This is a genomic window from Streptomyces sp. NPDC027962 (assembly GCF_055566095.1).
In genome coordinates this window covers 9597-33052 of record NZ_JBVHTA010000008.1, presented here as the reverse complement: position 1 = coordinate 33052, position 23456 = coordinate 9597, and the positions used below count along the sequence as shown (strand labels likewise).

Sequence of the window (23456 nt, the reverse complement as noted above, 5' to 3'; positions counted from 1 at the left end):
TACAGGCCTAGATTCCGCAATATGAACGCGATCCCTTCCACCACCGTCGCGAACCTCCGTGATCTCGGCGGTACGCCCCTGCCCGGCGGCCGGTCGGTGCGCAGCGGTCTGCTGTTCCGTTCCGGTCAGCTGGACCGGATGGACGCCGCCTCCGACCCGGCCGTCGCCGCCCTCGGTATCCGTACCGTCGTCGACCTCCGTACCCGGGCGGAGCGCGAGGCCCGGCCCGACCGGGTCCCCGAGGGCGGGCGGCTGCTGCTCGCGGACGTCCTGGCCGACCAGGTGGCCTCCGGCCGGATGCCGGCGGCGGCCCGGCTGCGTCAGCTGCTGACCGATCCGGCCGTCGCCGAGCAGGAACTCGGCGGCGGCCGGGCCCTGGAGATCTTCGGCTCCATCTACCGGGCGTTCGTGACGACCAACTCGGCCCGCGCGTCCTACCGGGCCTTTCTGAACGAGGTCGCGGACCCGGACTCCGGTCCGTTGCTGTTCCACTGCACTGCGGGCAAGGACCGGACGGGGTGGGCGGCGACGATCGTGCTCACCCTGCTCGGAGCGACACCCGAGACGGTCGAGGCCGAGTACACGTCCGTCAATGTGGCGGTGCGCGAGGCGTTCGCGCCGCTCGTCGAGGGATTCACCGTGCAGGGAGGACAGCCGGACACGGCACTGGCGATCATCGGGGTGGTTCCGGACTACCTGGGGGCGGCGCTGGACGAGGTCGACGCGCGGTACGGGTCGATGGAGAAGTACGTGCGTGAGGGCCTCGGTGTCACGGCCGAGGCCCTGGCACGCATCCGTGAACAGCTCGCCGTGCCGGCCTGACTGCCCTGCTGCCCTGCTGCCCTGCTGCCCTGCTGCCCGGTGTCCCGTGCCCGGTGACCGGTGACCGGTGACCATAGGACGATTCGCTCGTTCTGCTGAATGTGCGCCCACACGACGTCGTCCCTCCTGCCGGCCCGGCCGTCGGCTCCCCGGCGCCCGCTGTTCCTGGAAGCGAAGCCGCGGCAGAGGCCGACGTCGAAACTGATGTCGAGGTCGGGCAGGCGCAGGCGGCGCTCGTCGAGCACTACCCCCACCTCGTACGGATCGCCTATCTGGTGCTGCCGTCCGCGCTGGGCCAGGGGCGCCGCGTGCTGACCGCCCACGCGATCGTCCAGCGTTCGCTCCCCCGGGGCGAGCAGGCCGCCGGCGCCCCGGCGCCGGCCGTGCCGCGAGCCCGCCGCCCGCAGGGCGCCTGCGACCCCGGCTATGCCTACGTGCGCGACCGGGTGCTGCGCCAGGCCCTGGAGGCCGCTCTGCCGCTGCGGCGGCGGGCGTGGCCCCGGCGCGCCCAGTTGCCGCCTCTGCTGCCGCACATGTGGGGCTTGCGGGTCTTCCCCCGGTCCGGCGGTGCCGACGCACTCGCCCTGGACCAGCGGCTGGCCGCGCTCTCCGGTCCGGCCAGGGCCGCCCATGTGCTGCGCGGCCTCGAGAAGGCTGCCGACCGGCAGGTGCACGAAGCCCTGGGCAGGGCAGGGGTCGCGGACCCGGAGGCGGCGATGACCGAAGCCGGCGAGGCCTTGGACGAGGACGGCGGACGCGGCGCGGAACTGCTGGGCTCGCCCGAGTTCGACGCGTGTTCGCTCCAGGTGCGGCCCACCGATCTGCTGCGCCGCCGCCGGCACGCCAGGGCGGCCGTGGTGGCGGCCGCGGCCCTCGCGGTGTGCGGGACGCTGCTCCTGCTGCCCGGCGGTGGTGCGAACGCCGGAGGCGCGCCGTACGCCGGCCACCCCGCCGTCGAGGCGGCGCTGGACCCGGGCAGGCTGGTGCGCGTCTCCCCCGCCGTCTGGAAGCAGTCCACCCGCAGGGACTTCTCGGTGTGGCCGGCCCGCGGACCGCTCACCCGGGACCGGGCTCTGCTGGGGCGGGCGCTCGCCGCCTGGGCCGCGCCCGGTGACGCGGTGCGGGTCTCCTCGACGCCCGGCACGCCGTCCGGGCCGCCCATGGGGCCGCCGCACCTGTTGTTCGCCGGCGAGATGGGCCGGGCACGTGTGGTCGTGCTGTACGACGGGCTGCGCGTGGTCCGTTACGCCGAAGTGACCGGGACCCGGGGCGCGCAGGGCGATGCCGCGCTCGACTTCGCGCGTACGGACGGCGCGGACGCCGCCGTCTCCGGCGTGCTGGTGGTGGCGCGCGGGGTGGGCAACGTCCGCTATCTGACCGCCCCTTGGGTGCGCGGAGTCGCGGCCTTGGACCTGCTCGACCCGGCGGCGCGGCCGCGACCGCTGCTCCGGGACGCGAACGGCCTCACCGACCGGCTGCCGACCCCCGCGGACGAACAGGGGTGCCGGACGTGGCAGGCGCTTGAGCTGGACGACGGCAGCGCGGTCCGGCTGGTGACGGATCTCGGCGAACTGGTCCCCGCGCACCTCACCCACGGGCCGCCCGACGCCCCGCAGAACATCGAGGGCGGCGCCGCGCGCGAGTCCTGGGCGCATACGGCGTGCCTGCTGCCGGGCATGCGGGCCCACGGGGTGCGCAGTGTCAACTCCTGGCAGTACGCGCGGCAGCGGCTGCCGGAGGCGAACGGCACGGCCGCCTGGGTGTGTACGCGTGCCGAGACCTGGCGGGGCACGGGCAGCAGGGTGATGGCCCAGTTCCACGCACCCGCCGCACGACCGGGCGAGCCCGGCGCGGTGGCGGCGCGGGCGCAGGACTCGCCGTCGTGCGGGGTGCGCGAACCGCGGGTGCTCGCGGGCGTGCTGTGGAAGTCGCAGGCCGGGCAGTGGTACGTGCTGGCGGCGGGCAGCCGGCAACTCACCTCCGTCACCGTCTCCGGCGGCGGGGTCGAAGGCGAGGCGGCGGGCCATGTGGTGGCTGTCCGGGCCCGTGCGGGCTCCCGTCCCGCACTGAACGGCCGTCTGGCGGACGGCACTCGGGTGAGCTCCCTGCACTGAGCCCGCGACGCCCGGGCCTGGGCCCGACGTTCACCGTCTCGCAGCACTCGCCGTCCCACGAGGCTCAACAGCTTCGCCGTTCCGGTCGGTAGGTAGGGTGGGCGCATGACGACCCGGGTGCGGCGCAGAATGGGCGTCGAGGAGCGCAGGCAGCAGCTGATCGGTGTGGCGCTGGACCTGTTCGGCCACCGCTCTCCCGACGACGTCTCGATCGACGAGATCGCCGCGGCCGCGGGGATCTCACGCCCGCTCGTGTACCACTACTTCCCCGGCAAGCAGAGTCTGTACGAAGCGGCGTTGCGGCGGGCGGCCGACGAGCTCGCGGGTCGCTTCGTGGAGCCGCCGGAGGGGCCGCTGGGGGCCCGGCTGCTGCGGGTGATGGGCCGGTTCTTCGACTTCGTCGAGGAACACGGCCCCGGCTTCTCCGCGTTGATGCGGGGCGGGCCGGCCGTCGGATCGTCCACGACCAACGCGATGATCGACGAGGTGCGGCAGGCCGCCTACGAGCAGATCCTCAAGCACCTGGAGATCGACAGCCCGTCCGCGCGCCTGGAGCTGGCCGTCCGTTCCTGGGTGTCGCTCGCCGAGTCGACGGCGCTGATCTGGCTCGACGGACGGCGCATTCCGCGCGCCGAGCTGGAGTTGCAGCTGGTGCACGACTTCGCGGCCCTCGCGGCGGTGAGCGCCGCCTACAACGAGGAGATGGCCGCGCTGCTGGTCCGCATCCTCGCCGACGAACCGGCCGAGGGCCCGTTCGGTGAGCTCGTGGGCCGGCTCACGGCTCTGGCGCCCGCGATCGCGAAGGTGCCCGCGCAGCGCCCGCGGTAGGACCCCGGACGGTGTCCCCTCCGAGCGGGCCGATGCTGCGGCGGCCGGCACTCCACCGCCATCATGGTCCCGTGATCATCGACTCCGACTTCCGCCCCGCCACCGGCGCCGACGTGGACACCCTCGTCGCCCTCTACGACGGCGCCGCCCGCTGGATGCTGCGCAACCGCATCGACCAGTGGAAGCCCGGCGACAAGGACGCCGGCCACTTCGCACTCCGGATCGCCGAGGGCGAGGTGTGGCTGCTGGAGGTCGGCGGGCAGGTCGCCGGGGCGTACGAGGTGTGGTGGGACGACCCATCCGCGTGGGGAGTTCAGCCTCCGGTCGCGGGCTATGTGCACCGTCTCATGACCGCTCGCGCGCACGCGCCGGCCGGCGCGGGGCGGGCGATGCTCGCCCATGGCGAGCGGCGGATCGCGGCCGGGGGCCGGCAATGGGCGCGGCTGGACTGCCTGAGCAGCAATCCGCGGCTGCGCGCCTACTACGAGGCGGCCGGCTATCGGGTGGTCGGCGAGGAGCCCGCCAAACAGGCAGCCGACGGCAGCCGTTACGGCGTGCTGCTCCTGGAGAAAGCGCTCACCCCGTCGGCACTTCTCCCAACTGCCGCCGCAGCGCCGCCTGGTGGGCAGCAGCCTGTGTGGCCGGTACAGTCCGATCTGTGACCGCACCCGCACGCCTGGCCGACATCGCGACCCAGGCGGGGGTCAGCGAAGCGACGGTGAGCCGCGTCCTCAACGGGAAGCCCGGAGTCGCGGCGACCACCCGTCAGACGGTGCTCGCCGCTCTCGACGTGCTCGGCTACGAACGGCCCGTCCGACTGCGGCTGCGCAGCGCGGGGCTGGTCGGGCTGATCACGCCCGAGCTGGACAACCCGATCTTCCCCGCCCTCGCCCAGGTCGTCGGCCAGGCACTGACCCGGCAGGGTTACACCCCGGTGCTCGCCACACAGACCCCCGGCGGGTCCACGGAGGACGAACTCACCGAAATGCTGGTGGACCGGGGCGTCTCCGGCATCATCTTCGTCTCCGGGCTGCACGCCGACACCACCGCCGACATGCAGCGCTACGACCGGCTCCGCGCCAAGGGCGTCCCCTTCGTCCTCGTCGACGGCTTCGCGCCCGGCGTGCACGCACCCTTCATCTCCGCGGACGACCGCAACGCGATGCGCCTCGCCGTCGCCCACCTCGTCTCGCTCGGACACGCCCGGATCGGCCTCGCCGTCGGCCCCAGACGCTTCGTCCCCGTGCTGCGCAAGATCGAGGGCTTCCACCTCGCCCTGCAGGAACAGCTCGGCATCGGGCCACAGGCGGCGCGGGAACTGATCCAGCACTCGCTCTACACCTTGGAGGGCGGCCAGGCAGCGGCCTCCACCCTGATGGACCGCGGCTGCACAGCCGTTGTGTGCGCGAGCGACATGATGGCGCTCGGCGCAATACGGGCCGCCAGGCACCGGGGCCTCGAAGTGCCGGACGACATCTCCGTCGTGGGCTTCGACGACTCACCGCTGATCGCGTTCACGGACCCGCCGCTGACCACCGTGCGCAAACCCGTGCCGGCGATGGGGCAGGCGACCGTACGCGCGCTCCTGGAGGAGATAGGCGACAGCCACTCGGCGTCCGCGCCGGACCGCCCGAGGGCCCCCGTGCACGGCGAGTTCGTCTTCCTGCCGGAGCTGGTGGTTCGCGGTTCAACTGCCTCCGCGGCCCGTTGACCGCCCCCTCCGACCTTCGGCCGCCCCCGGGGAAACCCCTCCTCCGTGAGGGGGAGATCATGCGGTACGAACCCGACGGGGGGATGATCGGAGAGTGCCGTTCATCTGGCAGACTCCTCTCTCATGGGTGAAGCGACCGTGAAGACCGTGGAAGGCCGGACGGCGAGCCCGTCACCCATGGTGGAGGACGAGGCCGCGGCCGCTTCTTCACATGCCCCCGGTCGGACGTCGAGCGGATGGCGCGTGCCGAGGACTCCCGGCCGTCCTCGCATCTGGTTCGAAATCCTGCTCATCGCGGTGAGTTACTGGACGTACTCGCTGATCCGCAACGCGGTGCCGGAGCAGAAGTACCAGGCCCTGCGCAACGCGGACTGGATCTGGCAGGCGGAGAAGACGCTCGGCATAGCGGTGGAGGACTCCGTCAACCACGCCATCAACTCGGTGACATGGCTCGTCGTGTCGATGAATTACTACTACGCGACTTTGCACTTCATCGTGACGATCAGTGTGCTCGTGTGGCTCTACCGCGCGCATCCCGGCCGCTACGCGGCCGCCCGGCTCATCCTTTTCGCCACCACTGGCGTGGCTTTGGTCGGTTACTACCTGTACCCGCTCGCACCGCCCCGGTTGATGACCGGACAGAACTTCATCGACACCGTCCTGGTCCACGACACCTGGGGCTCGATGGCCTCCGGCAACTTCAAGAACATGTCGAACCAGTACGCCGCGATGCCCTCCATGCACATCGGCTGGTCGCTGTGGTGCGGCCTCATCATCTTCGCGCTGGCGACGGCACCGTGGGCGAAGATCCTGGGCCTGCTCTACCCGACGCTGACGCTGGTCGTCATCGTCGCCACGGCGAACCACTTCTGGCTGGACGCGGTGGGCGGCATGGTCTGCCTCGGGTTCGGCTTCGGGGTCTCGTACGCGTGGTACCGGGCGCTGCCGCAGCGGCTGCCGCGGCGGGTGGGCGACGCGTCGGCGGCGGCCCGCTTCCTCCCGGCGGCCCGCGCCTGACTCGCCGGCCTTGTCGGGGCGCTGCCCCGAACCCCGCGCCGCCTCGATCTCCCCCTACGGCCTGACGGCCGTGCGCGGTACCCGCAGCGTGGCTGGAACTTGCCCGCCCGGCGGGGCCGGGTTGACTACGCGTCGTAGAAGATCGACTCCATCACGGCTCGCGCCCGTCTCGTCACGCGGCGGTAGTCGTCCAGCATGTCTCCCACGTGCCCCGGGCCGTAGCCCAGATACCGGGCCACCGCCGCGAGTTCTCTCGCCTCCGAGGGGAACGTGTCGCCGGCGCGGCCGCGGACCAGCATCACGCCGTTGCGGACGCGGGTCGCCAGGACCCAGGCCTCGTCCAGGGTCTGGACGTCGTCCGCGGCGATGAGGCCCGCCGCGTGGGCCGCCGCGAGGGCCTCGCGGGTGCGGGTCGTGCGCAGGCCCGGCTCTGCCGCGCCGTGGCGCATCTGGAGCAGCTGGACCGTCCATTCGACGTCGCTCAGGCCGCCCCTGCCGAGCTTGGTGTGCAGTGTCGGGTCGGCGCCGCGTGGCAGGCGCTCGGACTCCATGCGCGCCTTGAGCCGGCGGATCTCCCGCACGGCCTCGTCGCCGAGCCCCTCGCGCGGGTAGCGCAGGGGGTCGATCAGTTCGATGAACGCCTCCGCGAGGGACAGGTCGCCCGCCATGGGAAGGGCGCGCAGCAGCGCCTGGCTCTCCCAGACCAGCGACCAGCGGTGGTAGTACGCCCGGTAGGAGGCGAGTGTGCGCACGAGCGGCCCGTTGCGCCCCTCGGGCCGCAGGTCGGCGTCGATGAGCAGCGGCGGGTCCGCGGTGGGCAGCTGCAGCAGCCGGCTCATCTCGGAGACGACCGCGGCGGCCGCCTGTGCCGCTTCCTGCTCGTCGGCACCGTCCCGCGGTTCGTGCACGAAGAGGACGTCCGCGTCGGAGCCGTAGCCAAGTTCGTGGCCGCCGAAGCGGCCCATGCCGATGACGGCGAAGCGAGTGGGCAGGGTGTCGCCCCACTTGTCGCGTACGGCGGCGCGCAGCGCGCCGGCGATGGTGGCGGCGGTGAGTTCGGTGACGGCGTCGCCGACGCGGTCGACCAGTGTGCCGGGGTCGCCTTCCGCGGGGTTGTCCTCGGTGCCGTAGGAGCCGATGAGGTCGGCCGCGGCGGTACGGAACAGCTCCCGGCGGCGTACTCCTCGGGCCGCCGCGACCGCCGCCTCCGCGGTGTCGGCCCGGCCGACGGCGGCGAGGACCTCCTGCTCGAGGTGGTCGCGGCCGCGCGGCCGCAGCCCGCCGGGGTCGCCGAGGATGGCGACGGCCTCGGGGGCGCGGAGCAGCAGGTCGGGCGCGAGCCGGCCGGCGGACAGGACACGCGCCAGATTCTCCGCGGCGGCGCCCTCGTCGCGCAGCAGCCGCAGGTACCAGGGGGTCTTGCCGAGCGCGTCGGAGACCTTGCGGAAGCCGAGGAGGCCGGCGTCGGGGTCGGCGGAGTCGGCGAACCAGCCGAGCAGGACGGGCAGCAGGGTGCGCTGGATGGCGGCCTTGCGGCTGACCCCTGAGGCAAGGGCTTCGAGGTGGCGCAGGGCCGCGGCCGGGTCGGCGTATCCGAGGGCTTCCAGGCGCTGGCCGGCCGCCTTGGGGCTGAGCCGGGTCTCGCCGGGGGTGAGCTGGGCGACGGCGTCGAGCAGCGGCCGGTAGAAGATCTTCTCGTGCAGCCGGCGTACGACGGAGGCGTGCCGCTTCCACTCCCGGTTGACGGTGGCGACGGGATCGGTGCGCAGGCCGAGGGAGCGCCCGAGGCGGCGCAGGTCGGCCTCCTGTTCGGGGACGAGGTGGGTGCGCCGCAGCTTGTAGAGCTGGATGCGGTGTTCCATGGCGCGAAGGAAGCGGTACGCCTCGTCGAGCTGGGCGGCGTCGGCCCGTCCGACGTATCCGCCGGCGGCAAGGGCCTGGAGGGCTTCGAGGGTGGTGCCGCTGTGCAGGGTGGCGTCGCTGCGGCCGTGCACGAGTTGCAGCAGCTGGACGGCGAACTCGACGTCGCGCAGACCGCCGGGGCCGAGTTTGAGTTCGCGTTCGATCTCGGCGACGGGGATGTTGTCGACGACGCGGCGGCGCATCTTCTGCACGTCGGCAACGAAGTTCTCGCGCTCGGCGGCCTGCCAGACGAGCGGGGCGACGGCTTCGATGTACGCCTCGCCGATGGCGGGGTCGCCGGCGACGGGCCGGGCCTTGAGGAGGGCCTGGAACTCCCAGGTCTTGGCCCAGCGCTGGTAGTAGGCGAGGTGGCTGGAGAGCGTGCGCACCAGCGGCCCGTTGCGCCCCTCGGGCCGCAGATTGGCGTCGACGGGCCAGATGGTGCCCTCGACGGTGGTCTCCGAGCAGATGCGCATCAGGTGGGACGCGAGCCGGGTCGCGGCCTGGAGGGCCTTGGCCTCCTCGGTGCCGTTGGTGGGTTCGGCGACGAAGATGACGTCGACGTCGGAGACGTAGTTGAGCTCGTGGCCGCCACACTTGCCCAGGGCGATGACGGCGAGCCGGCAGGCGGCGGCGTCGTCGGGCGCGGCGGCGCGGGCGATGCCGAGGGCCGCGCGCAGGGTGGCGGTGGCCAGGTCGGCGAGTTCGGCGGCGGCCTCCGAGACGTCGGTGGTGCCGCACACGTCGCGGGCCGCGATGGCGAGCAGGCAGCGGCGGTAGGAGACGCGCAGGGAGTCGACGTCGACGGCGTCGGCGAGGCAGCGTTCGAACTCGGCGACGCCCGGGTGGAGATCGGCGGACTCGTAGGTGGCGAGGGCGTGCCAGTGGTGCGGGTGGCGGGCCAGGTGGTCGCCGAGTGCCTCGGACGCGCCGAGGGCGCCGAGCAGCCGGTCGCGCAGCGGCTTCGCCGTGACCAGATTGTCCAGGAACCGTCGCCTTTCAGTCGGTTCGTGCGCTTCGACGAGGCGTACGAGCGCGCGGAGGGCGAGGTCCGGGTCGGCCGTGGCGCCGAGGGCGTCGAGGAGGACGGGATCGCTGCGCACCGAGGACATGTCGGGGAGGTCGAGGAGCCGGCCGGCGGCGGAGGCGTCGGTGAAACCGTGCCTCAGCAGCCGGGTGAAGGTACTGCTCCTGCGCCCCGGAACCGTCATCCCGGTTCTCCCGTCCTGCCGTGTCGCCCATGCCGCCCTGTGCGCCCGAGCGTAGCCGCAGGGCGGCCGAGCGGCCCCGGCGGACCACGCGGAGCCGTGTCCCGGCGCGCGGGCCGTGTGGACCGGCGGCCGGTGACGTACTCCACAAGTGACGTACGCGGCACGTGAGATACACCATGTTCCGCACATTTCCGCCCCGGTGAACCGCATCCTCGGTATCTCCGTCTTCACGGCCGACCAGCGGTGATCCATGTTCTCGCCGGTCAGAACCTTGACCGACCTGAACACCGAAAGCACCACCGAATGCGCTCGTCCGGGCTTCTCCGCCGCTTCGCCCTGCCGTCCCGCCGTGGCCCGGCGGCGGCCCTCGTCATCGCCCCGCTCGTCGGCATGGGCTGGTTCCTCGGCGCCGACATCGCCACCTCCGACGTACCCCGGGCGGCCCCCGGGGCCCGCCCCCCGGCCGAGCCGGGCGGGCACGGGACAAAGCCGGCCACGGCGGCCCGCCCGGGAACCGCGTCGGTGATGCAGATCGTCGCGCACCCGGACGACGACCTGTTCTTCATGAACCCGGACACCCGCCGGTCCGCCGTGTCCGGTCAGCGCCTCACCTCCGTCTATCTGACGGCCGGCGAGTCCGACGGCGTCAACGCCGCCCGCACCGGCCCAATGGCTCCCGTCGCCCCGCCCGCCGCCGACAAGGAGCGCTACGCGGAGGCCCGGCAGAACGGCATTCGTGCGGCGTACGCGGAGATGGCCACCGGCGACCGCACCAGCCCCTGGCGGCGCACCGCGATACGCACCGCGGGCGGCGGCACGGCCGAGCTCGACGTCCTGGCGGCGCGCCCCCGGATCAGCCTGGTGTGGGTGCAGCTGCGCGAAGCGGGGTCGATCCACGGGGACCGGCCCAGCAGCCTGCACGGCCTGTGGGACGGCCGGGTGGACCGGCTGCGGTCGCAGCTCGCCTCCGGCAGCCCGGTCGAGCGGGACTTCGCGTACAGCAAGCGGCAGGTCGTCGACACGGTGGCGGGGCTGCTGGAGCGGTTCGCGCCGACACATGTGCGGATGCAGGACCCGACGCCGGGTCTGACCGCGGCGACGGGCCGGTACTCCGACCATCAGGACCATATGTACGGCGCACGTTTCGCCCAGGCGGCGCTCGCGCAGTACGCGGCGGTGCCCGGCCATCCCGCCTTCTCCGTCCAGAACTACCTGGGCTACCGCACCAGCGGTCTGCCGCGCACCCTCGATCCCGAGACGGCCGCGGCGAAGCTGCGCACCATGCGGACATACGCGTGGATGGACGACGAGAACTACTGCGGCGACGAGCAGGCCGGGTGCGGCGACCGCAAGGTGGCCGCGCGCCCCGGCGGCCACGGGTGGACCGAGTCCGTCCGCTACACCCGCGGCGAGTCCACGTCATGGGTGCAGCCGGGCGCGGGCGGCGGCACCTGGGCGTTCTCGGTGCTCGACACCCGCCTCGCGGTGTGGCACCGGTCGGCCGACGGAGTCTGGGAAGGGCCCCGGCTGCTGGCCGGCACGGGGCTCGACAGCGGAGTCACGTCCGTCCGGCTGGACGACGGCCGGATCGCGGTCTTCGCCACCCGTACGACGCTGGGCGGGGGCCCGGCCGACTACCGCAGGGACGTCGTCACCGCCGTACAGCGCACGCCCGACGGCGAGTTCGGGCCGTGGCACTCGCTGGGCAGCCCGGAACGCGACGACGCCTCCGGCGTGTCCGACATCAGCGCCCCCGCCGCGACCGTCGACAAAGCGGGCCGGATCACGGTCTACCTCCGCAACGGCCACCACTCACTCAGCTCCCGCGCCCAGCGGACGGACGGCGCGTGGGCCCCGGCGTGGCAGGAACGCGGCGGCCGCGACCTGCACGGCGACCCGGCCGTGGCCTCGGACGCGAGCGGCCGTCAGCATGTGTTCGTCGCCACGCCGCAGTCGGTCCTGTCCTGGACACAGGCGACCCCGGGCGCCCCTCTGAGCGGCCCGGCGGCGACCCGGCTGCCGGCGACGACGCTGGCGCTGAGCGCGACGCCGGACGCCGACGGCGTACGGCTCTGGTTCCGCAGGCCCGTCTCCGGCGACGTCCGCACGGTCCGGTTCTCCGGACCCCTGGCCTCCCCCGTCGTCGAGCTGGGCGGACCCGCGGGCTTCGGCCCTGTGAGTGTTTCGGGCGCGGACAGCGCGGTACTCGCCGTCCGCTCGGGAACCGGCGTGCCGGGCACCTCGCTGCCGAAGCCGGGCGCGCGCACGGCGGGCCGGTCCGCGGGCGGGGCGCGGTGGCAACCGGCCGACCGGGTGCCCTGGCAGTCGGCCGGGCCGCTGTTCGTCGGCGCGCCGGCGGGAGCCGACGCGGGCGTCGGTGCCGTGGGCCAGGACGGCCGCCTGTACTGGTCCTCGGCGGGCGGCCGGTGGGGGCCGGTCGGCTGACCGATGAGTACGGGGCACCGGGCCGGTCTACACATTCGCTGACCCGTCACGCGAAGCGAGAGGACGTGCCATGTCCACGGCCGAGCCCCTGTCAGAGCCCCCGCCGGAACTGGATGCCCGCTACAGCGACCCGAAGGCGTCGCCGGCCGGCTGGTCCGAGGCGCTCGCCCAGCTGCGCGACGCCGAGGTCTTCTGGCTGACGACCGTACGGCCCGACGGCCGCCCGCACGTCACGCCGCTGATCGCCGTCTGGCACGACGGCGCCCTGCACTTCTGCACGGGCGCCGAGGAGCGCAAGGCGAAAAACCTCCGCCACAACCGGGAGGTCGTCCTCACGACCGGGCTCCCCTCGCTCACCAAGGGCACGGACGTGGTGGTCGAGGGCGAGGCGGTCCAGGTGACCGACGAGCCGAGCCTGCGTGCCCTGGCGGGCCGTTACGTGGACAAGTACGGTCCCGACTGGACGTTCGAGGTCGGTGACGGGGTGTTCGTCGGCGAGGGTGTCGAGGCCGTGGTGTTCCGGGTGGCGCCGCGGACGGCCTTCGGCTTCGCGAAGGGCGACCTGTACGGCCAGACCCGCTGGCGTTTCAACCGCTGACGCGGCCCGGTACGCGCCGGACCCGACGAAAGGAACCACCGTGGAACTGACCCTCGAGGTCGTCACCGTCCCCGTCGCGGACATGGACCGCTCGAAGACCTTCTACTCGGAAGCCTGCGGATTCAAGGTCGACCTCGATTCGGAGGTCGTCCCCGGCATGCGGGTCATCCAGCTGACCCCGCCGGCTTCACGCTGCTCGATCGTGCTGATGAGCGGCATGCCGGAGCACCCGGAGCAGCCCACGATGTCCCCCGGCACCCTCCACGGCCTCCAGCTGTGCGTCACGGACATCGCGACGGCCCACTCCGAGTTCATGTCGCGCGGTGTCCCGGTGACGACGATCCAGCACGTGGGTGAGAGCGGCTGGGCGGACGGCCCGGGCGAGGAGTGGAACTCGTTCATGTTCTTCAAGGACCCCGACGGCAACAGCTGGTGCGTGCAGGAGGCGCCGTCACCGCTGTCGGAGCGCTGACAGGGCGCGCTGTGCCGGAGCCGGGCGTCCCGGGGGTGCCCCGTCCTCCGACGGTGAAGCGGCCGGCCCCGGCGGTGCGGCCTACGCTGGGAGGAGGCACTTCCCGGTGCCCCGGGGGACAGGGCCGGACGGGGCGGGGCCGGACCTGAACTGCTCGCCTGCGCGGGAGGCCGCATGGACAGCGCACGAACCGTTCGCGACGGAACCGGAGTCACCGGCGGGACCGGAGTCAGCGGCGGAACGGGAGTCATGGGAGGCGGCTACAGCCGCCACTCCGCCGCCCAGCACGAAGGCACGGAGGCGTCCTTCGCCCTGCTGGACCGGGCACTGGCCGCGGCACCCCTCCCCGGCGACGGCCGCCCCTTCCGGGTGGCGGACCTCGGGTGCGCCTCGGGCGCCAACTCGCTCGCCCCGATGGCGCGGACGGTGGACGCCGTCCGCGGCAGGCGCGCCGAGGTCCCGGTCTGCGTCACCCACACCGACATCCCGGGCAACGACTTCGGCGCGCTGTTCCGCACGCTGAACGGCGGCGACTCCTACGCCCACCTGCCCGGGGTGTTCTCGTACGCCGAGGGCCGTTCCTTCTACGAACCGCTCTTCCCGCCCGCCGAACTGCACCTGGCCTGGAGCACGATCGCGGTGCACTGGCTGTCGCGGGTGCCGATGCCCATCGCCGGACACGTCTACTGCTCCCGCGCGAGCGGTGCGGCGCGCGAGGCGCTGCGGCAGCAGTCGGCGCAGGACTGGGCGGCGTTCCTCACCCACCGCGCGGCCGAGCTGGCCGTGGGCGGCCAACTGGTGGTCGTCGGCGGCGCGGCGACGGACGACGGCCTCAGCGGCGCGGAGGGCCTCTTCGACATGGTCGTGGCGGAGCTGGAGCAACTGGTGGCCGACGGCGCGATGCTCGCCTCCCAGCTGGACCGGGCGACGATCCCCACCTGGAACCGGACCACGGCCGAATTCCTGCACGACTTCCGGGAGGGCCCGCTCGCCGAGCGGTACCGCCTGGAGGAGCACGCGCTCGTGGTCCTCCACGACCCGGTGCACGAACGCTTCTCGGCGGACGGGGACCTCGACGCCTACGCGACCGAGGCGGCGGCCACCTTCATGGCGGCCTTCGGCCCCTCCCTCCTGACGTCGCTCGGCCCCTTCTCCGGCACGCCGAACGGCCCCGACACGCTGGCGGACCGCTTCGAGGCCGGCCTGCGCACCCGTATCCGCACCGACCCGGACGCGGCGCGCACCCCCTGGCGCGTCCAACTCCTGCGCGCCACCCGGCTCGACGACGCGGGCTGAGAACCACCCGCTCTCTCGTCGCTCTCGTCACTGTCGGAAGCGGACTGTCAGAGGCGGCTGGTATCCATGGCCGTCATGGAATCCGATCACTCGCCATCCATGACGGCCCACCCGTTGCAGGACGCCTTCCTCACCGACACCCGTACCTCGTACGACGCCATCGCCGAGGGATACGCGGAGCTCTTCAAGACCGAGCCGGAGGCCAAACCCCTTGCCCGTGCCATGCTCACCGCGTTCGCGGAAACCGTGGCGGCGGACGGGGGCGGACCGGTGGTGGAGTTCGGGTCTGGGCCCGGGCGGGTGACGGCGTATCTCGACAGTCTCGGGGTGGACGTCAGAGGGGTCGATCTGTCGCCTGCCATGGTCGCGCTGGCCCGCCAGACGTACCCGCAACTGCGTTTCGACGAGGGCTCGATGACGAAGCTCGGCGGCTTCGCCGACGGCTCGTTGCACGGGATCGTCGGCTGGTATTCGCTGATCCACCTGCCACCGGCCCTGGTTCCGGCCGTGCTGGCGGAATTTCACCGGCTGCTCGGGCCGGGCCGGCACCTGGTGCTCGCCTTCCAGGTCGGGTCGGACATCTCACGGCACACCGAGGGATTCGGCCGTTCCATCTCGCTCGACTTCCACCGGATGCAGCCGGACACGGTGGTCGCACAGCTCGGCGAAGCCGGGTTCGAGATGCGGGCGCGTCTGGTGCGCGAGGCGGAGCCGGACGAGAAGACGCCGCAGGCCTACCTGCTGGCCCGCAAGCGGGGCCGGGTGTAGACGCGCGACGGTCCGGGTCGGCGGGCGCGCCCGCCGACCCGGACCGGGCCGTTTCACACGAGGGCGGTTCGAGTGCGGTTACGGGGCCGGCGGCTCATCGCGGCGTTCCTGGCCGGGAGTGCCACCGGTGCCACCGGTGCCGCCGCCACCGAACTGCTCCCGCATCTTCTCCTGGCCCGTGTCCACATGACGGCGGTGCTTGCCCTGGGTCCTGTCGTCCACGTAGTCGCCGGCCTTCTCGATGCCCTGGTTCGTCTGCTCGGGGTGACCTTTGAGCATGCTCTTGAGCTTGTCCATCATGGACATGGGGTTTTCCTCCTCGACGCAGGGACCCCCGTTCCCTCCAGGGTCGGCGCACCCGGTGGGGTTCGCATCCCAGCAGGGGAGATCTAGGACCGTCTCTGTCCTCGATACCCGGGTCGGCGGCGCGTCACCGGTCACAACCGTCGCGCCGGTATCCTGACGGCTGCCATCGCGCGGATGATCTTGGGCGGGGCTGCCCCACCGAGGGGCACCGCGGCCGTCAGGGAGGCGCGGGAACGGACGCGCCACCCGCGTCTACAGCACCGGCAGCGACTTGCGCAGCTCGAAGCCCGTGACCTCGGAGCGGTACTCCTCCCACTCCTGCTTCTTGTTGCGGAGGAAGAAGTCGAAGACGTGCTCGCCCAGCGTCTCGGCGACCAGCTCGCTGCGCTCCATCAGGTCGATCGCCTCGCCCAGGTTCTGCGGCAGCGGGGCGATGCCCATCGCGCGGCGTTCGGCGTCGGAGAGCGCCCAGACGTCGTCGTCCGCGCCCGCGGGGAGCTCGTAGCCCTCCTCGACGCCCTTGAGGCCGGCCGCCAGCAGGACCGCGTAGGCCAGGTAGGGGTTGCAGCCGGCGTCCAGGGAGCGGACCTCGATGCGGGCGGAGCCGGTCTTGCCGGGCTTGTACATCGGGACGCGGATCAGGGCCGAGCGGTTGTTGTGGCCCCAGCAGATGTACGAGGGGGCCTCGCCGCCCGCGCCGGCACTGCGGGCCGAGCCGCCCCAGATGCGCTTGTAGGAGTTGACCCACTGGTTGGTGACGGCCGAGATCTCGGCGGCGTGCACCAGCAGGCCGGCGATGAACGAGCGGCCCACTTTGGAGAGCTGGTACTCGGCGCCGGACTCGTAGAAGGCGTTGCGGTCGCCCTCGAAGAGAGAGAGGTGGGTGTGCATGCCGGAGCCGGGGTATTCCGAGAACGGCTTCGGCATGAAGGTGGCCTGCACCCCCTGCTCCAGCGCGACCTGCTTCATGACCAGGCGGAACGTCATGATGTTGTCGGCGGTGGAGAGCGCGTCCGCGTACCGCAGGTCGATCTCCTGCTGGCCGGGCGCCCCCTCGTGGTGACTGAACTCGACCGAGATGCCCATGGACTCGAGCATCGTGATGGCCTGCCGGCGGAAGTCCATGCCGACGTTCTGCGGGGTGTGGTCGAAGTAGCCTGAGCTGTCCGCGGGAGTGGGCCGGCTGCCGTCGACGGGCTTGTCCTTGAGCAGGAAGAACTCGATCTCGGGGTGCGTGTAGAAGGTGAAGCCCAGGTCCGAGGTCTTGGCGAGGATGCGCTTCAGCACGAAACGCGGGTCCGCGAAGGAGGGGGATCCGTCCGGCATCAGGATGTCGCAGAACATCCGGGCCGTGCCGGGGGCCTCCGCCCGCCAGGGCAGGATCTGGAAGGTGCCGGGGTCCGGCTTGGCGATCATGTCGGACTCGTAGACGCGGGCGAAGCCCTCGATGGCGGATCCGTCGAAGCCGATGCCCTCGTCGAAGGCCTGTTCCAGCTCGGCGGGTGCCACGGCGACCGACTTCAGAAAGCCGAGCACATCGGTGAACCACAGGCGTACGAAGCGAATATCGCGCTCCTCGAGCGTACGGAGCACGAATTCCTGCTGCTTGTCCATTTCCACCCATCCTTGCCGGTCACGGCGCGTACCTGCTGTATCGAGCATCCCATCCGCGGGTTTCGGGGACGTTGCGCACGCGGCTGAGCCCATTGTGGGTCAGGGCCCACCCCGAGACGACCCTGAGGCCCCCCTCACTCCCCCCGGACATGTGTCAGGTTTCTTTGACACCCCCTCGCGGGTGCGTCAGTCTGAACTGACAGGTACGGGACGAAGGGACGGCGATGAGCGAGAACCCGGCCCCGCCGGAAGGTGCCGGGCCCACCGGTGACCAGCTGCTCAAGATCCTCTCCGCGCTCGGCAACCCGCACCGGATGCGGATCGTGGCAGCCCTGCTCGACGGGCGGGACTACGTGAGCCGGCTGGCACGGGAGCTCGGCATCGGACGGCCCCTGCTGCACATGCATCTGCAGCGGCTGGAGGCCGCCGGGCTGGTCGTGGGAGCGCTGGAGCTGTCCGACGGCGGCAAGGCGATGAAGTACTTCGAGCTGACGCCCTTCTGCCTGACACTGACGCCCGAGGTCGTGGCCGCGGCGGCGAGGACCCTGCCCGACGAGGAGAAGAAGGAGAAGGACCCGATGAGGACGAAGGAGACGGCGGAGTGAACGGGAACACGGTCGGAGCAGTCGGCGCCGCCGGCTTCTTCCTCCTCTGCATCGTCATCGCCTGGCAGATCGCCGCAACGTGGCGGGCCCGCTCGCTGGCGGCCCGTGACGCCGCTTACCGCGAACTGGCCGTCAAATACGCGCAGTTGCTCGAGGACAGCACGGAGCTGCACCGGCGCAATCTCGAGGAGCTGACGCAGACGCGCGTCTCGCTCGCCTCGATGGAGAAGATGATGCGCGAGATCGAATAGGGGCCGCACCCGGCCACTGTTACGGCGGGGCGGACACGGGCCCCACCGGCCGCTCGACACGGCCGGGCGAACAGGGCCGGAGCCGGCCTGATACGGCCGGGAGCTGCAACTCCCGGCCGTATCCATGGAGCACACAACTCACGCACATCCACCCACTCCGCGACAGGTCTGCGAAGCCTCACGCCGCGGTGCGGGTCCCGTGCGACCAGAACTCCACACACAGGAGATTACTCATGAAAGCGCTGCTCAAGCGCCTGGCCGCTGCGCCGGGTGGTGGTCGCACCAAGTGGCTCGTCCTCGTCGGCTGGGTGATCCTCGCCGTCGCGCTCGGCCCGCTCGCCGGAAAGCTCGGCGAGGTCGAGGAGTCCGGACCGAACGCCTTCCTCCCCCACGGAGCCGAATCCGCGCAGGTCAACACGGAGTTGGAGAAGTTCCGTACGGACGCGCTGATGCCGGTCGTCACCGTCTACAGCAGCGAGCGGACGGTCGGCGCGCCGGCCCGCGCCAAGGCGGAGGTGGACCGGGCCGCCTTCTCCGCGTTCGCCGCCAAGGGCGAGCATGTCCCGCCCGTGCTGCCGTCCGAGGACGGCAGGGCCCTGATGGTCGTCGTGCCGCTCTCGTCGGAGGACGGCCTCGGTGACAAGGTCGAGGAGATCCGGGAGATCGCCGGCGCCAACGCGCCTCCCGGCCTCGATGTGGAGGTCGGCGGTCCGGCCGGCTCACTGATGGACCAGGTCGCGGTCTTCGACACGCTCGACGCGACGCTGATGATCGCCACCGGTCTTGTGGTGGCGTTCCTGCTGCTGATCACCTACCGCAGCCCGGTCCTGTGGCTGTTCCCGCTGCTGTCCGTCGGCTTCGCCGCCGTCCTCACCCAGGTCAGCACCTACCTGCTGGCCACGTACGCGGGCCTGCCGGTCGACCCGCAGAGCGCCGGCATCCTGATGGTGCTCGTCTTCGGTGTGGGCACCGACTACGCCCTGCTGCTCATCGCCCGCTACCGCGAGGAGCTGCACCGCCACGAGGACCGGCACACGGCGATGAAGCTCGCGCTGCACCGCTCGGGCCCGGCGATCCTCGCCTCCGCGGGCACCATCGCGGTCGGCCTCGCCTGTCTGTCCCTCGCCGACATCAACTCCTCGCGGTCCCTGGGGCTGGTCGGCGCGGTCGGCGTGGTGTGCGCCTTCCTGGCGATGGTCACGGTGCTGCCGGCGCTGCTGGTGATCGCGGGCCGCTGGGTGTTCTGGCCGTTCGTGCCCCGGCACGGCACGCCCGCGCGCGGGTCCGTCACCGTCTGGTCGCGTATCGGCGCCATGGTCGCCCGCCGGCCGCGCTGGTCGTGGCTGATGTCCGTCGGCGTCACGGGGGTGCTGGCGCTCAGCGCTTTCGGGATCAGCATGGGCCTCACCCAGTCCGAGATGTTCCAGGACAAGCCCGAGTCGGTCGTCGCCCAGGAGCGGATCTCCTCGCACTACCCGTCGGGCGCCTCCGACCCGGCGACGGTCGTCGTGAACGCCGGGCACACCGACGCCGTCGAGGCCGCCGTCTCCCGGGTGGACGGTGTCGCCCGGGTCGACGACGGCGAGCGCACCCCCGACGGCCGGCTGGCGACCCTGTCCGTCGTCCTGGAGGACGCTCCGGACAGCGACGCCGCGAAGGACACCATCGACGCGCTGCGCTCCGCGGTGGACCGGGCCGAGGTGGCCGACGCCCTGGTGGGCGGCACGACCGCGCAGACGCTGGACACCCAGCGGGCTGCCGACCGCGATCTGCGGACCGTCGTGCCGGTCGTGCTGCTGGTGGTGCTGCTCGTCCTGGTGTGGCTGCTGCGGGCGATCGTCGCGCCGGTCCTGCTGCTCGCCACGGTCGTCCTCTCGTACTTCGCCGCCCTCGGCGCCTCGAACCTCCTCTTCGAGCACGTCCTCGGCTTCGCCGGCGTCGACTGGTCGATCCCGCTGATGGGCTTCGTCTTCCTGGTCGCCCTCGGCATCGACTACAACATCTTCCTGATGCACCGGGTCCGGGAGGAGTCGGAGCGGCTCGGCCACGTACACGGTGTGCTGGAGGGGCTGACGACCACCGGAGGGGTCATCACCAGCGCGGGCGTCGTGCTCGCCGCCACGTTCGCGGTCTTCGCGGTGCTGCCGCTGGTGACCATGGCGCAGATGGGCGTCATCGTCGGCATCGGCGTGCTGCTCGACACCTTCCTGGTCCGCACGGTGCTGGTGCCGGCACTCGCCCTCGACCTGGGCCGCTGGTTCTGGTGGCCGGGGCGGCTGTTCAGGGCCGGCCCGCAGGGGCCCACCACGGACGCGGTGAGCCCCCGGTCGCGGGCCGGACGCGCGGCCGAGCACGTCTGAGGCAACCGGCCCCGCAGGGCCCCGTCGCGTCGCGGCGGGGCCCTGCGGGGTCGCTGTTTGTCGCCCGATTGCGGTAACGGGGGCGCGCGCCTACTACGATCTGCGGCCATGGGGGGTTCGCGGACCGACCGCCTCTCGCGCACCACGCGTTCCACGGCTCTGCTGAGCGCCGTGGCGACGCTCCTCGGCGTGCTCTTCGTCTGCCTCGGCCCGGCAGGTCCGCACCACGGCGGCGGCGAGACCGCGTTCCCGACGCACCAGCCGGTGTCGGCGTCCGTCTACAGCTGCCCGTACGACGACGGTGGCTGCCGGCTGCTGCCGGTGCTGAGCCCCGCGGTGCTCACCGCGCCGCCGCTGGACGCCCCGGTGACGGCGGGCGCCCAGCCCCCGTATCCCGATCAGCCGGCGCACGCCGGCCGGCCGGACCGTACCGGAGTGCTCGCACGCGCCCCGGATCTGCACGTCCTTCAAGTGCTGCGGACGTGACACGGCCGCACGCCCTGCACGCACCGCTGAACCCCATTCCGCAGATCTCACGAAGGACGACGCCACCATGGCTTCCCGTAACGCCACCAACGACCGCCGGGCCCGGATAGAGCAGATGCGCCGCGCCGAGCAGTCCCGCGAGCGCCGCAACCGCATCCTCACCATCGGCATCAGCGGCCTCGTCGTCGCCGGCCTCGTCGGCTTCGGACTCTTCGTACTCAACAAGGAGTCCGAGGAGAAGGAGCAGCGTCAGGCGGAGGCGAAGGCTCCCGTCAAGGACGAGCAGACCTGGGACGCGAAGAAGCTCGGCCGCAAGCACGTCCCGCCGGCCGGCTACCCGATGCAGCCCCCGGTCGGCGGCGACCATCACCAGGTGTGGATGAACTGCAACGGCGACGTCTACAAGGAGCCGATCCCGGACGTCAACGCCGTCCACTCCCTCGAGCACGGCGCGGTGTGGGTGACCTACACCGACAAGGCCACCGAGGACGATGTGGACAAGCTCGCCGAGAAGGTCAAGAAGACGCCGTACTCGCTGATGAGCCCGTACAAGGATCAGAAGGGCGCGATCATGCTGAGCGCCTGGGGCAAGCAGGTCACGGTCGACTCGGCCGACGACAAGCGCGTCGGCCAGTTCTTCACCAAGTACGTGCAGGGCTCGCAGACCCCCGAGCCGGGCGCGGCCTGCACGGGCGGACTGAGCGGCAAGTGAGGGGCATGACGCGCACGCACTGGGCCGCCGTCACGGCGGTCGCGCTCGCCCTGCTGTTCGCGGGGGCCGCCACGGTGGCCTCCGCGGGGGGCGGGCCGGGGTCCGGTTCCGGCGGCGGTACGCCGACGACGGCGTCCGCGGACGCCGGCTTCGCCCGTGACATGTCGGTACACCACCAGCAGGCGGTGGAGATGTCGTTCATCGTCCGCGACCGCACGCAGGACGAAGAGGTGCGCAGGCTCGCGTACGACATCGCCAACACCCAGGCCAACCAGCGCGGCATGATGCTGGGGTGGCTGGACCTGTGGGGTCTGCCGAAGTTCTCCGCGGACGCCGAGCCGATGGAGTGGATGACGGCGGAGGCCGAGGCCGGTGCCTCTCAGCACTCCGGTCACGGCGGGCACTCCGCCGGCCACACGGCCGACGACGGGGCGTTGATGCCCGGCATGGCGACCAGGGCCGACCTGGAGCGGCTGGGCAAGCTGAACGGCAAGCAGGCCGAGATCCTCTACCTGCAGCTGATGATCATCCACCACAACGGCGGCATCGCCATGGCCAAGGGCTGTGTCGAGCAGTGCGCGGTCGGAGTGGAGCGTGACCTGGCGCAGGGGATGGTCGACGCGCAGGCGTCGGAGGTGGAGCTGATGGTCGACCTGCTCCACAAGCGCGGCGCGGAGCCGCGCACCTGATGTGCGTGCCGTCCGGGGTACGCGACTGCGGTCGCGTACCCCGGACGGCGCAAAGAGAATGGGGTGGCTCGGGGCCGTACGGCATCCAGGAGGCACGACCCATGACCACTGCGAAGGACATCATGCACGCGGGGGCCCGGTGGATCCCCGAACACGAGACCCTCGACCGGGCGGCGCAGCTCATGCGCGAGCTGAACGTGGGCGCGCTGCCGATCGCCGACGCCGACGAGCGCCTGTGCGGCATCCTCACCGACCGCGACATCGTCGTCGGCTGCGTGGCCATGGGCCACGACCCGTCCCGCGTCACGGCCGGCGCCATGGCCAAGGGCACACCGCGCTGGATCGACGCGGGCGCGGACGTCGAAGCGGTCCTGCGGGAGATGCAGGGCCACCAGATCCGCCGCCTGCCGGTCATCGAGAACAAGCGCCTCGTCGGCATGATCAGCGAGGCCGACCTGGCCCAGCACCTGAGCGAGGACCAGCTGGCCGGGTGGGCGGAACGGGTGTACGCGGAGAGCGGGACGGAACGGTTGACGAACGCGGGCGCGATGACCTGACGAGGCACGGCGCGTCCTGTCCCCGGTGGGGCGCTCCGCCCTCGGGTCCGCCCCGCCCCGGGCGCGGGGCGGAGTGTCCCGCGGGCTGTCCTGCCCCGGACGACGGGCGGCGTGTCCGGGGGCTGCCCCGGGCGGGGCGCGGCGGGCGGCGCGACCGTGCTGGGTGTTCCGTCCCGGCAGGTTGTGGCCGGGGCGGGGCCCGCGCGGCGTCTCGCGGTCCTTCCCGTGTGTTCTCGCGGTGCCTCCCGCGCGCTTTCCCGGCCACCGCCTGGCCCCGGAACATGCCGCGGCGGCAGGCGGGCGGCCGCCGGACGCCTGGTGAGGTCAGCGGGCCGGCACCGCCGTGGGCCGGGGGACCCACGTCAGGCGCGCTGTCCCGACGCCGGTCTGCCCAGGTGCGGGCGAAGCGGCTCCGTGTGTGGCCGGCCGGCGGAAATCTGCCGTCGTCAGTGGCGAGGACGTGGGCGCCCTCACGGTTCCGTTGCCGAGCACCGGCCCGCCGGCGTGAGCGAATCAAACCCCGCCGGCGTTTGAGGCGCGCGGGCGCGGGTCCCCCAGGCCGCCAGACCTGCGGAAGAAGACCCGCAGAGCCCGTCGGGCGAAGCGGCTCCGTGTGTGGCCGGCCGGCGGAAATCTGCCGTCGTCAGTGGCGAGGACGTGGGCGCCCTCACGGTTCCGTTGCCGAGCACCGG

The 23456-nt window shown here is 72.4% G+C and carries 21 protein-coding genes; 18 read left to right on the top strand and 3 right to left on the bottom strand.

Annotated features, from left to right (window positions below; translation table 11 throughout):
• The first annotated feature begins 21 nt into the window (after positions 1-21).
• The 6 genes from ACZ4SA_RS10115 (at position 22) to ACZ4SA_RS10090 (ending at position 6492) form a co-directional block, all read left to right on the top strand.
• Positions 22-822 (top strand): tyrosine-protein phosphatase, encoded by an 801-nt coding sequence (locus ACZ4SA_RS10115; RefSeq protein ID WP_468271947.1) that lies wholly within the window; start codon positions 22-24, stop codon positions 820-822.
• A gap of 101 nt (positions 823-923) precedes the next feature.
• Positions 924-2936 (top strand): hypothetical protein, encoded by a 2013-nt coding sequence (locus ACZ4SA_RS10110; RefSeq protein ID WP_468271946.1) that lies wholly within the window; start codon positions 924-926, stop codon positions 2934-2936.
• A 105-nt stretch (positions 2937-3041) separates the two neighbouring features.
• A complete protein-coding gene (locus ACZ4SA_RS10105; RefSeq protein WP_468271944.1) occupies positions 3042-3764 on the top strand; it encodes a TetR/AcrR family transcriptional regulator in 723 nt (240 codons plus the stop codon).
• 71 nt (positions 3765-3835) lie between these two features.
• Positions 3836-4426 carry a GNAT family N-acetyltransferase gene (locus ACZ4SA_RS10100; RefSeq protein WP_468271941.1) on the top strand — a complete coding sequence of 197 codons (591 nt, stop codon included), beginning with the start codon at positions 3836-3838 and terminating at the stop codon, positions 4424-4426.
• Complete coding sequence (locus tag ACZ4SA_RS10095; protein WP_468271939.1) at positions 4423-5475, top strand: LacI family DNA-binding transcriptional regulator; 1053 nt, start codon at positions 4423-4425, stop codon at positions 5473-5475. Before ACZ4SA_RS10100 ends, ACZ4SA_RS10095 begins: the two co-directional genes overlap by 4 nt.
• A 123-nt stretch (positions 5476-5598) precedes the next feature.
• Complete coding sequence (locus ACZ4SA_RS10090) at positions 5599-6492, top strand: phosphatase PAP2 family protein (protein WP_468271936.1); 894 nt, start codon at positions 5599-5601, stop codon at positions 6490-6492.
• A 125-nt stretch (positions 6493-6617) separates the two neighbouring features.
• Here ACZ4SA_RS10090 and ACZ4SA_RS10085 read toward each other — a convergent pair whose 3' ends face one another.
• Positions 6618-9605, bottom strand: coding sequence for a bifunctional [glutamine synthetase] adenylyltransferase/[glutamine synthetase]-adenylyl-L-tyrosine phosphorylase (locus ACZ4SA_RS10085; RefSeq protein WP_468271934.1), 2988 nt, complete (start codon positions 9603-9605; stop codon positions 6618-6620).
• Between the two features lie 303 nt (positions 9606-9908).
• Here ACZ4SA_RS10085 and ACZ4SA_RS10080 point away from each other — a divergent pair, with 303 nt between their 5' ends.
• The 5 genes from ACZ4SA_RS10080 (at position 9909) to ACZ4SA_RS10060 (ending at position 15184) form a co-directional block, all read left to right on the top strand.
• Positions 9909-12050 (top strand): PIG-L family deacetylase, encoded by a 2142-nt coding sequence (locus ACZ4SA_RS10080; RefSeq protein WP_468271933.1) that lies wholly within the window; start codon positions 9909-9911, stop codon positions 12048-12050.
• Between the two features lie 70 nt (positions 12051-12120).
• Entirely contained in the window at positions 12121-12648 is a 528-nt protein-coding gene (locus ACZ4SA_RS10075; protein ID WP_468271930.1) for a pyridoxamine 5'-phosphate oxidase family protein, read from the top strand.
• Positions 12649-12688: 40 nt separating this feature from the next.
• A complete protein-coding gene (locus ACZ4SA_RS10070; RefSeq protein ID WP_468271927.1) occupies positions 12689-13120 on the top strand; it encodes a VOC family protein in 432 nt (143 codons plus the stop codon).
• 174 nt (positions 13121-13294) lie between these two features.
• Positions 13295-14416 carry a class I SAM-dependent methyltransferase gene (locus ACZ4SA_RS10065; RefSeq protein WP_468271924.1) on the top strand — a complete coding sequence of 374 codons (1122 nt, stop codon included), beginning with the start codon at positions 13295-13297 and terminating at the stop codon, positions 14414-14416.
• Between the two features lie 75 nt (positions 14417-14491).
• Positions 14492-15184 (top strand): class I SAM-dependent methyltransferase, encoded by a 693-nt coding sequence (locus ACZ4SA_RS10060; protein WP_468271921.1) that lies wholly within the window; start codon positions 14492-14494, stop codon positions 15182-15184.
• A 78-nt stretch (positions 15185-15262) separates the two neighbouring features.
• On the opposite strand, the gene ACZ4SA_RS10055 is transcribed toward ACZ4SA_RS10060, so the two are convergent.
• Both ACZ4SA_RS10055 and ACZ4SA_RS10050 read right to left on the bottom strand, forming a co-directional pair.
• Positions 15263-15490 carry an antitoxin gene (locus ACZ4SA_RS10055; protein ID WP_468271919.1) on the bottom strand — a complete coding sequence of 76 codons (228 nt, stop codon included), beginning with the start codon at positions 15488-15490 and terminating at the stop codon, positions 15263-15265.
• A gap of 252 nt (positions 15491-15742) precedes the next feature.
• The gene (locus tag ACZ4SA_RS10050) at positions 15743-17104 is read right to left on the bottom strand and encodes a glutamine synthetase family protein (protein WP_468271916.1); all 1362 of its coding nucleotides are present in this window, start codon (positions 17102-17104) and stop codon (positions 15743-15745) included.
• 224 nt (positions 17105-17328) lie between these two features.
• On the opposite strand from ACZ4SA_RS10050, the gene ACZ4SA_RS10045 reads away from it, so the two are divergent.
• From ACZ4SA_RS10045 to ACZ4SA_RS10015, 7 genes are all read left to right on the top strand, one after another.
• Entirely contained in the window at positions 17329-17709 is a 381-nt protein-coding gene (locus ACZ4SA_RS10045) for an ArsR/SmtB family transcription factor (RefSeq protein ID WP_468271914.1), read from the top strand.
• Positions 17706-17960 (top strand): hypothetical protein, encoded by a 255-nt coding sequence (locus tag ACZ4SA_RS10040; protein WP_468271912.1) that lies wholly within the window; start codon positions 17706-17708, stop codon positions 17958-17960. Before ACZ4SA_RS10045 ends, ACZ4SA_RS10040 begins: the two co-directional genes overlap by 4 nt.
• Before the next feature lie 233 nt (positions 17961-18193).
• On the top strand, positions 18194-20320 hold the full coding sequence (locus tag ACZ4SA_RS10035; protein ID WP_468271910.1) for an MMPL family transporter: 2127 nt from the start codon (positions 18194-18196) through the stop codon (positions 20318-20320).
• A gap of 108 nt (positions 20321-20428) precedes the next feature.
• Positions 20429-20806, top strand: a complete 378-nt coding sequence (locus ACZ4SA_RS10030; RefSeq protein WP_468271908.1) for a hypothetical protein — start codon at positions 20429-20431, stop codon at positions 20804-20806.
• Between the two features lie 67 nt (positions 20807-20873).
• Complete coding sequence (locus ACZ4SA_RS10025) at positions 20874-21518, top strand: DUF3105 domain-containing protein (protein ID WP_468271906.1); 645 nt, start codon at positions 20874-20876, stop codon at positions 21516-21518.
• Between the two features lie 5 nt (positions 21519-21523).
• Positions 21524-22207 carry a DUF305 domain-containing protein gene (locus ACZ4SA_RS10020; protein WP_468271904.1) on the top strand — a complete coding sequence of 228 codons (684 nt, stop codon included), beginning with the start codon at positions 21524-21526 and terminating at the stop codon, positions 22205-22207.
• A gap of 101 nt (positions 22208-22308) precedes the next feature.
• Entirely contained in the window at positions 22309-22764 is a 456-nt protein-coding gene (locus ACZ4SA_RS10015; protein ID WP_468271902.1) for a CBS domain-containing protein, read from the top strand.
• The last annotated feature ends 692 nt before the right edge of the window (positions 22765-23456 follow it).

Excerpts from the sequence above, each read along its gene's own strand:
- ACZ4SA_RS10115 (WP_468271947.1), top strand. The coding sequence starts at position 22 with ATGAACGCGATCCCTTCCACCACCGTCGCGAACCTCCGTGATCTCGGC.
- ACZ4SA_RS10105 (WP_468271944.1), top strand. The coding sequence starts at position 3,042 with ATGACGACCCGGGTGCGGCGCAGAATGGGCGTCGAGGAGCGCAGGCAG.
- ACZ4SA_RS10090 (WP_468271936.1), top strand. The coding sequence starts at position 5,599 with ATGGGTGAAGCGACCGTGAAGACCGTGGAAGGCCGGACGGCGAGCCCG.
- ACZ4SA_RS10085 (WP_468271934.1), bottom strand. The coding sequence starts at position 9,605 with ATGACGGTTCCGGGGCGCAGGAGCAGTACCTTCACCCGGCTGCTGAGG.
- ACZ4SA_RS10080 (WP_468271933.1), top strand. The coding sequence starts at position 9,909 with ATGCGCTCGTCCGGGCTTCTCCGCCGCTTCGCCCTGCCGTCCCGCCGT.
- ACZ4SA_RS10075 (WP_468271930.1), top strand. The coding sequence starts at position 12,121 with ATGTCCACGGCCGAGCCCCTGTCAGAGCCCCCGCCGGAACTGGATGCC.
- ACZ4SA_RS10065 (WP_468271924.1), top strand. The coding sequence starts at position 13,295 with ATGGACAGCGCACGAACCGTTCGCGACGGAACCGGAGTCACCGGCGGG.
- ACZ4SA_RS10060 (WP_468271921.1), top strand. The coding sequence starts at position 14,492 with ATGGAATCCGATCACTCGCCATCCATGACGGCCCACCCGTTGCAGGAC.
- ACZ4SA_RS10055 (WP_468271919.1), bottom strand. The coding sequence starts at position 15,490 with ATGTCCATGATGGACAAGCTCAAGAGCATGCTCAAAGGTCACCCCGAG.
- ACZ4SA_RS10050 (WP_468271916.1), bottom strand. The coding sequence starts at position 17,104 with ATGGACAAGCAGCAGGAATTCGTGCTCCGTACGCTCGAGGAGCGCGAT.
- ACZ4SA_RS10045 (WP_468271914.1), top strand. The coding sequence starts at position 17,329 with ATGAGCGAGAACCCGGCCCCGCCGGAAGGTGCCGGGCCCACCGGTGAC.
- ACZ4SA_RS10035 (WP_468271910.1), top strand. The coding sequence starts at position 18,194 with ATGAAAGCGCTGCTCAAGCGCCTGGCCGCTGCGCCGGGTGGTGGTCGC.
- ACZ4SA_RS10030 (WP_468271908.1), top strand. The coding sequence starts at position 20,429 with ATGGGGGGTTCGCGGACCGACCGCCTCTCGCGCACCACGCGTTCCACG.
- ACZ4SA_RS10025 (WP_468271906.1), top strand. The coding sequence starts at position 20,874 with ATGGCTTCCCGTAACGCCACCAACGACCGCCGGGCCCGGATAGAGCAG.
- ACZ4SA_RS10020 (WP_468271904.1), top strand. The coding sequence starts at position 21,524 with ATGACGCGCACGCACTGGGCCGCCGTCACGGCGGTCGCGCTCGCCCTG.
- ACZ4SA_RS10015 (WP_468271902.1), top strand. The coding sequence starts at position 22,309 with ATGACCACTGCGAAGGACATCATGCACGCGGGGGCCCGGTGGATCCCC.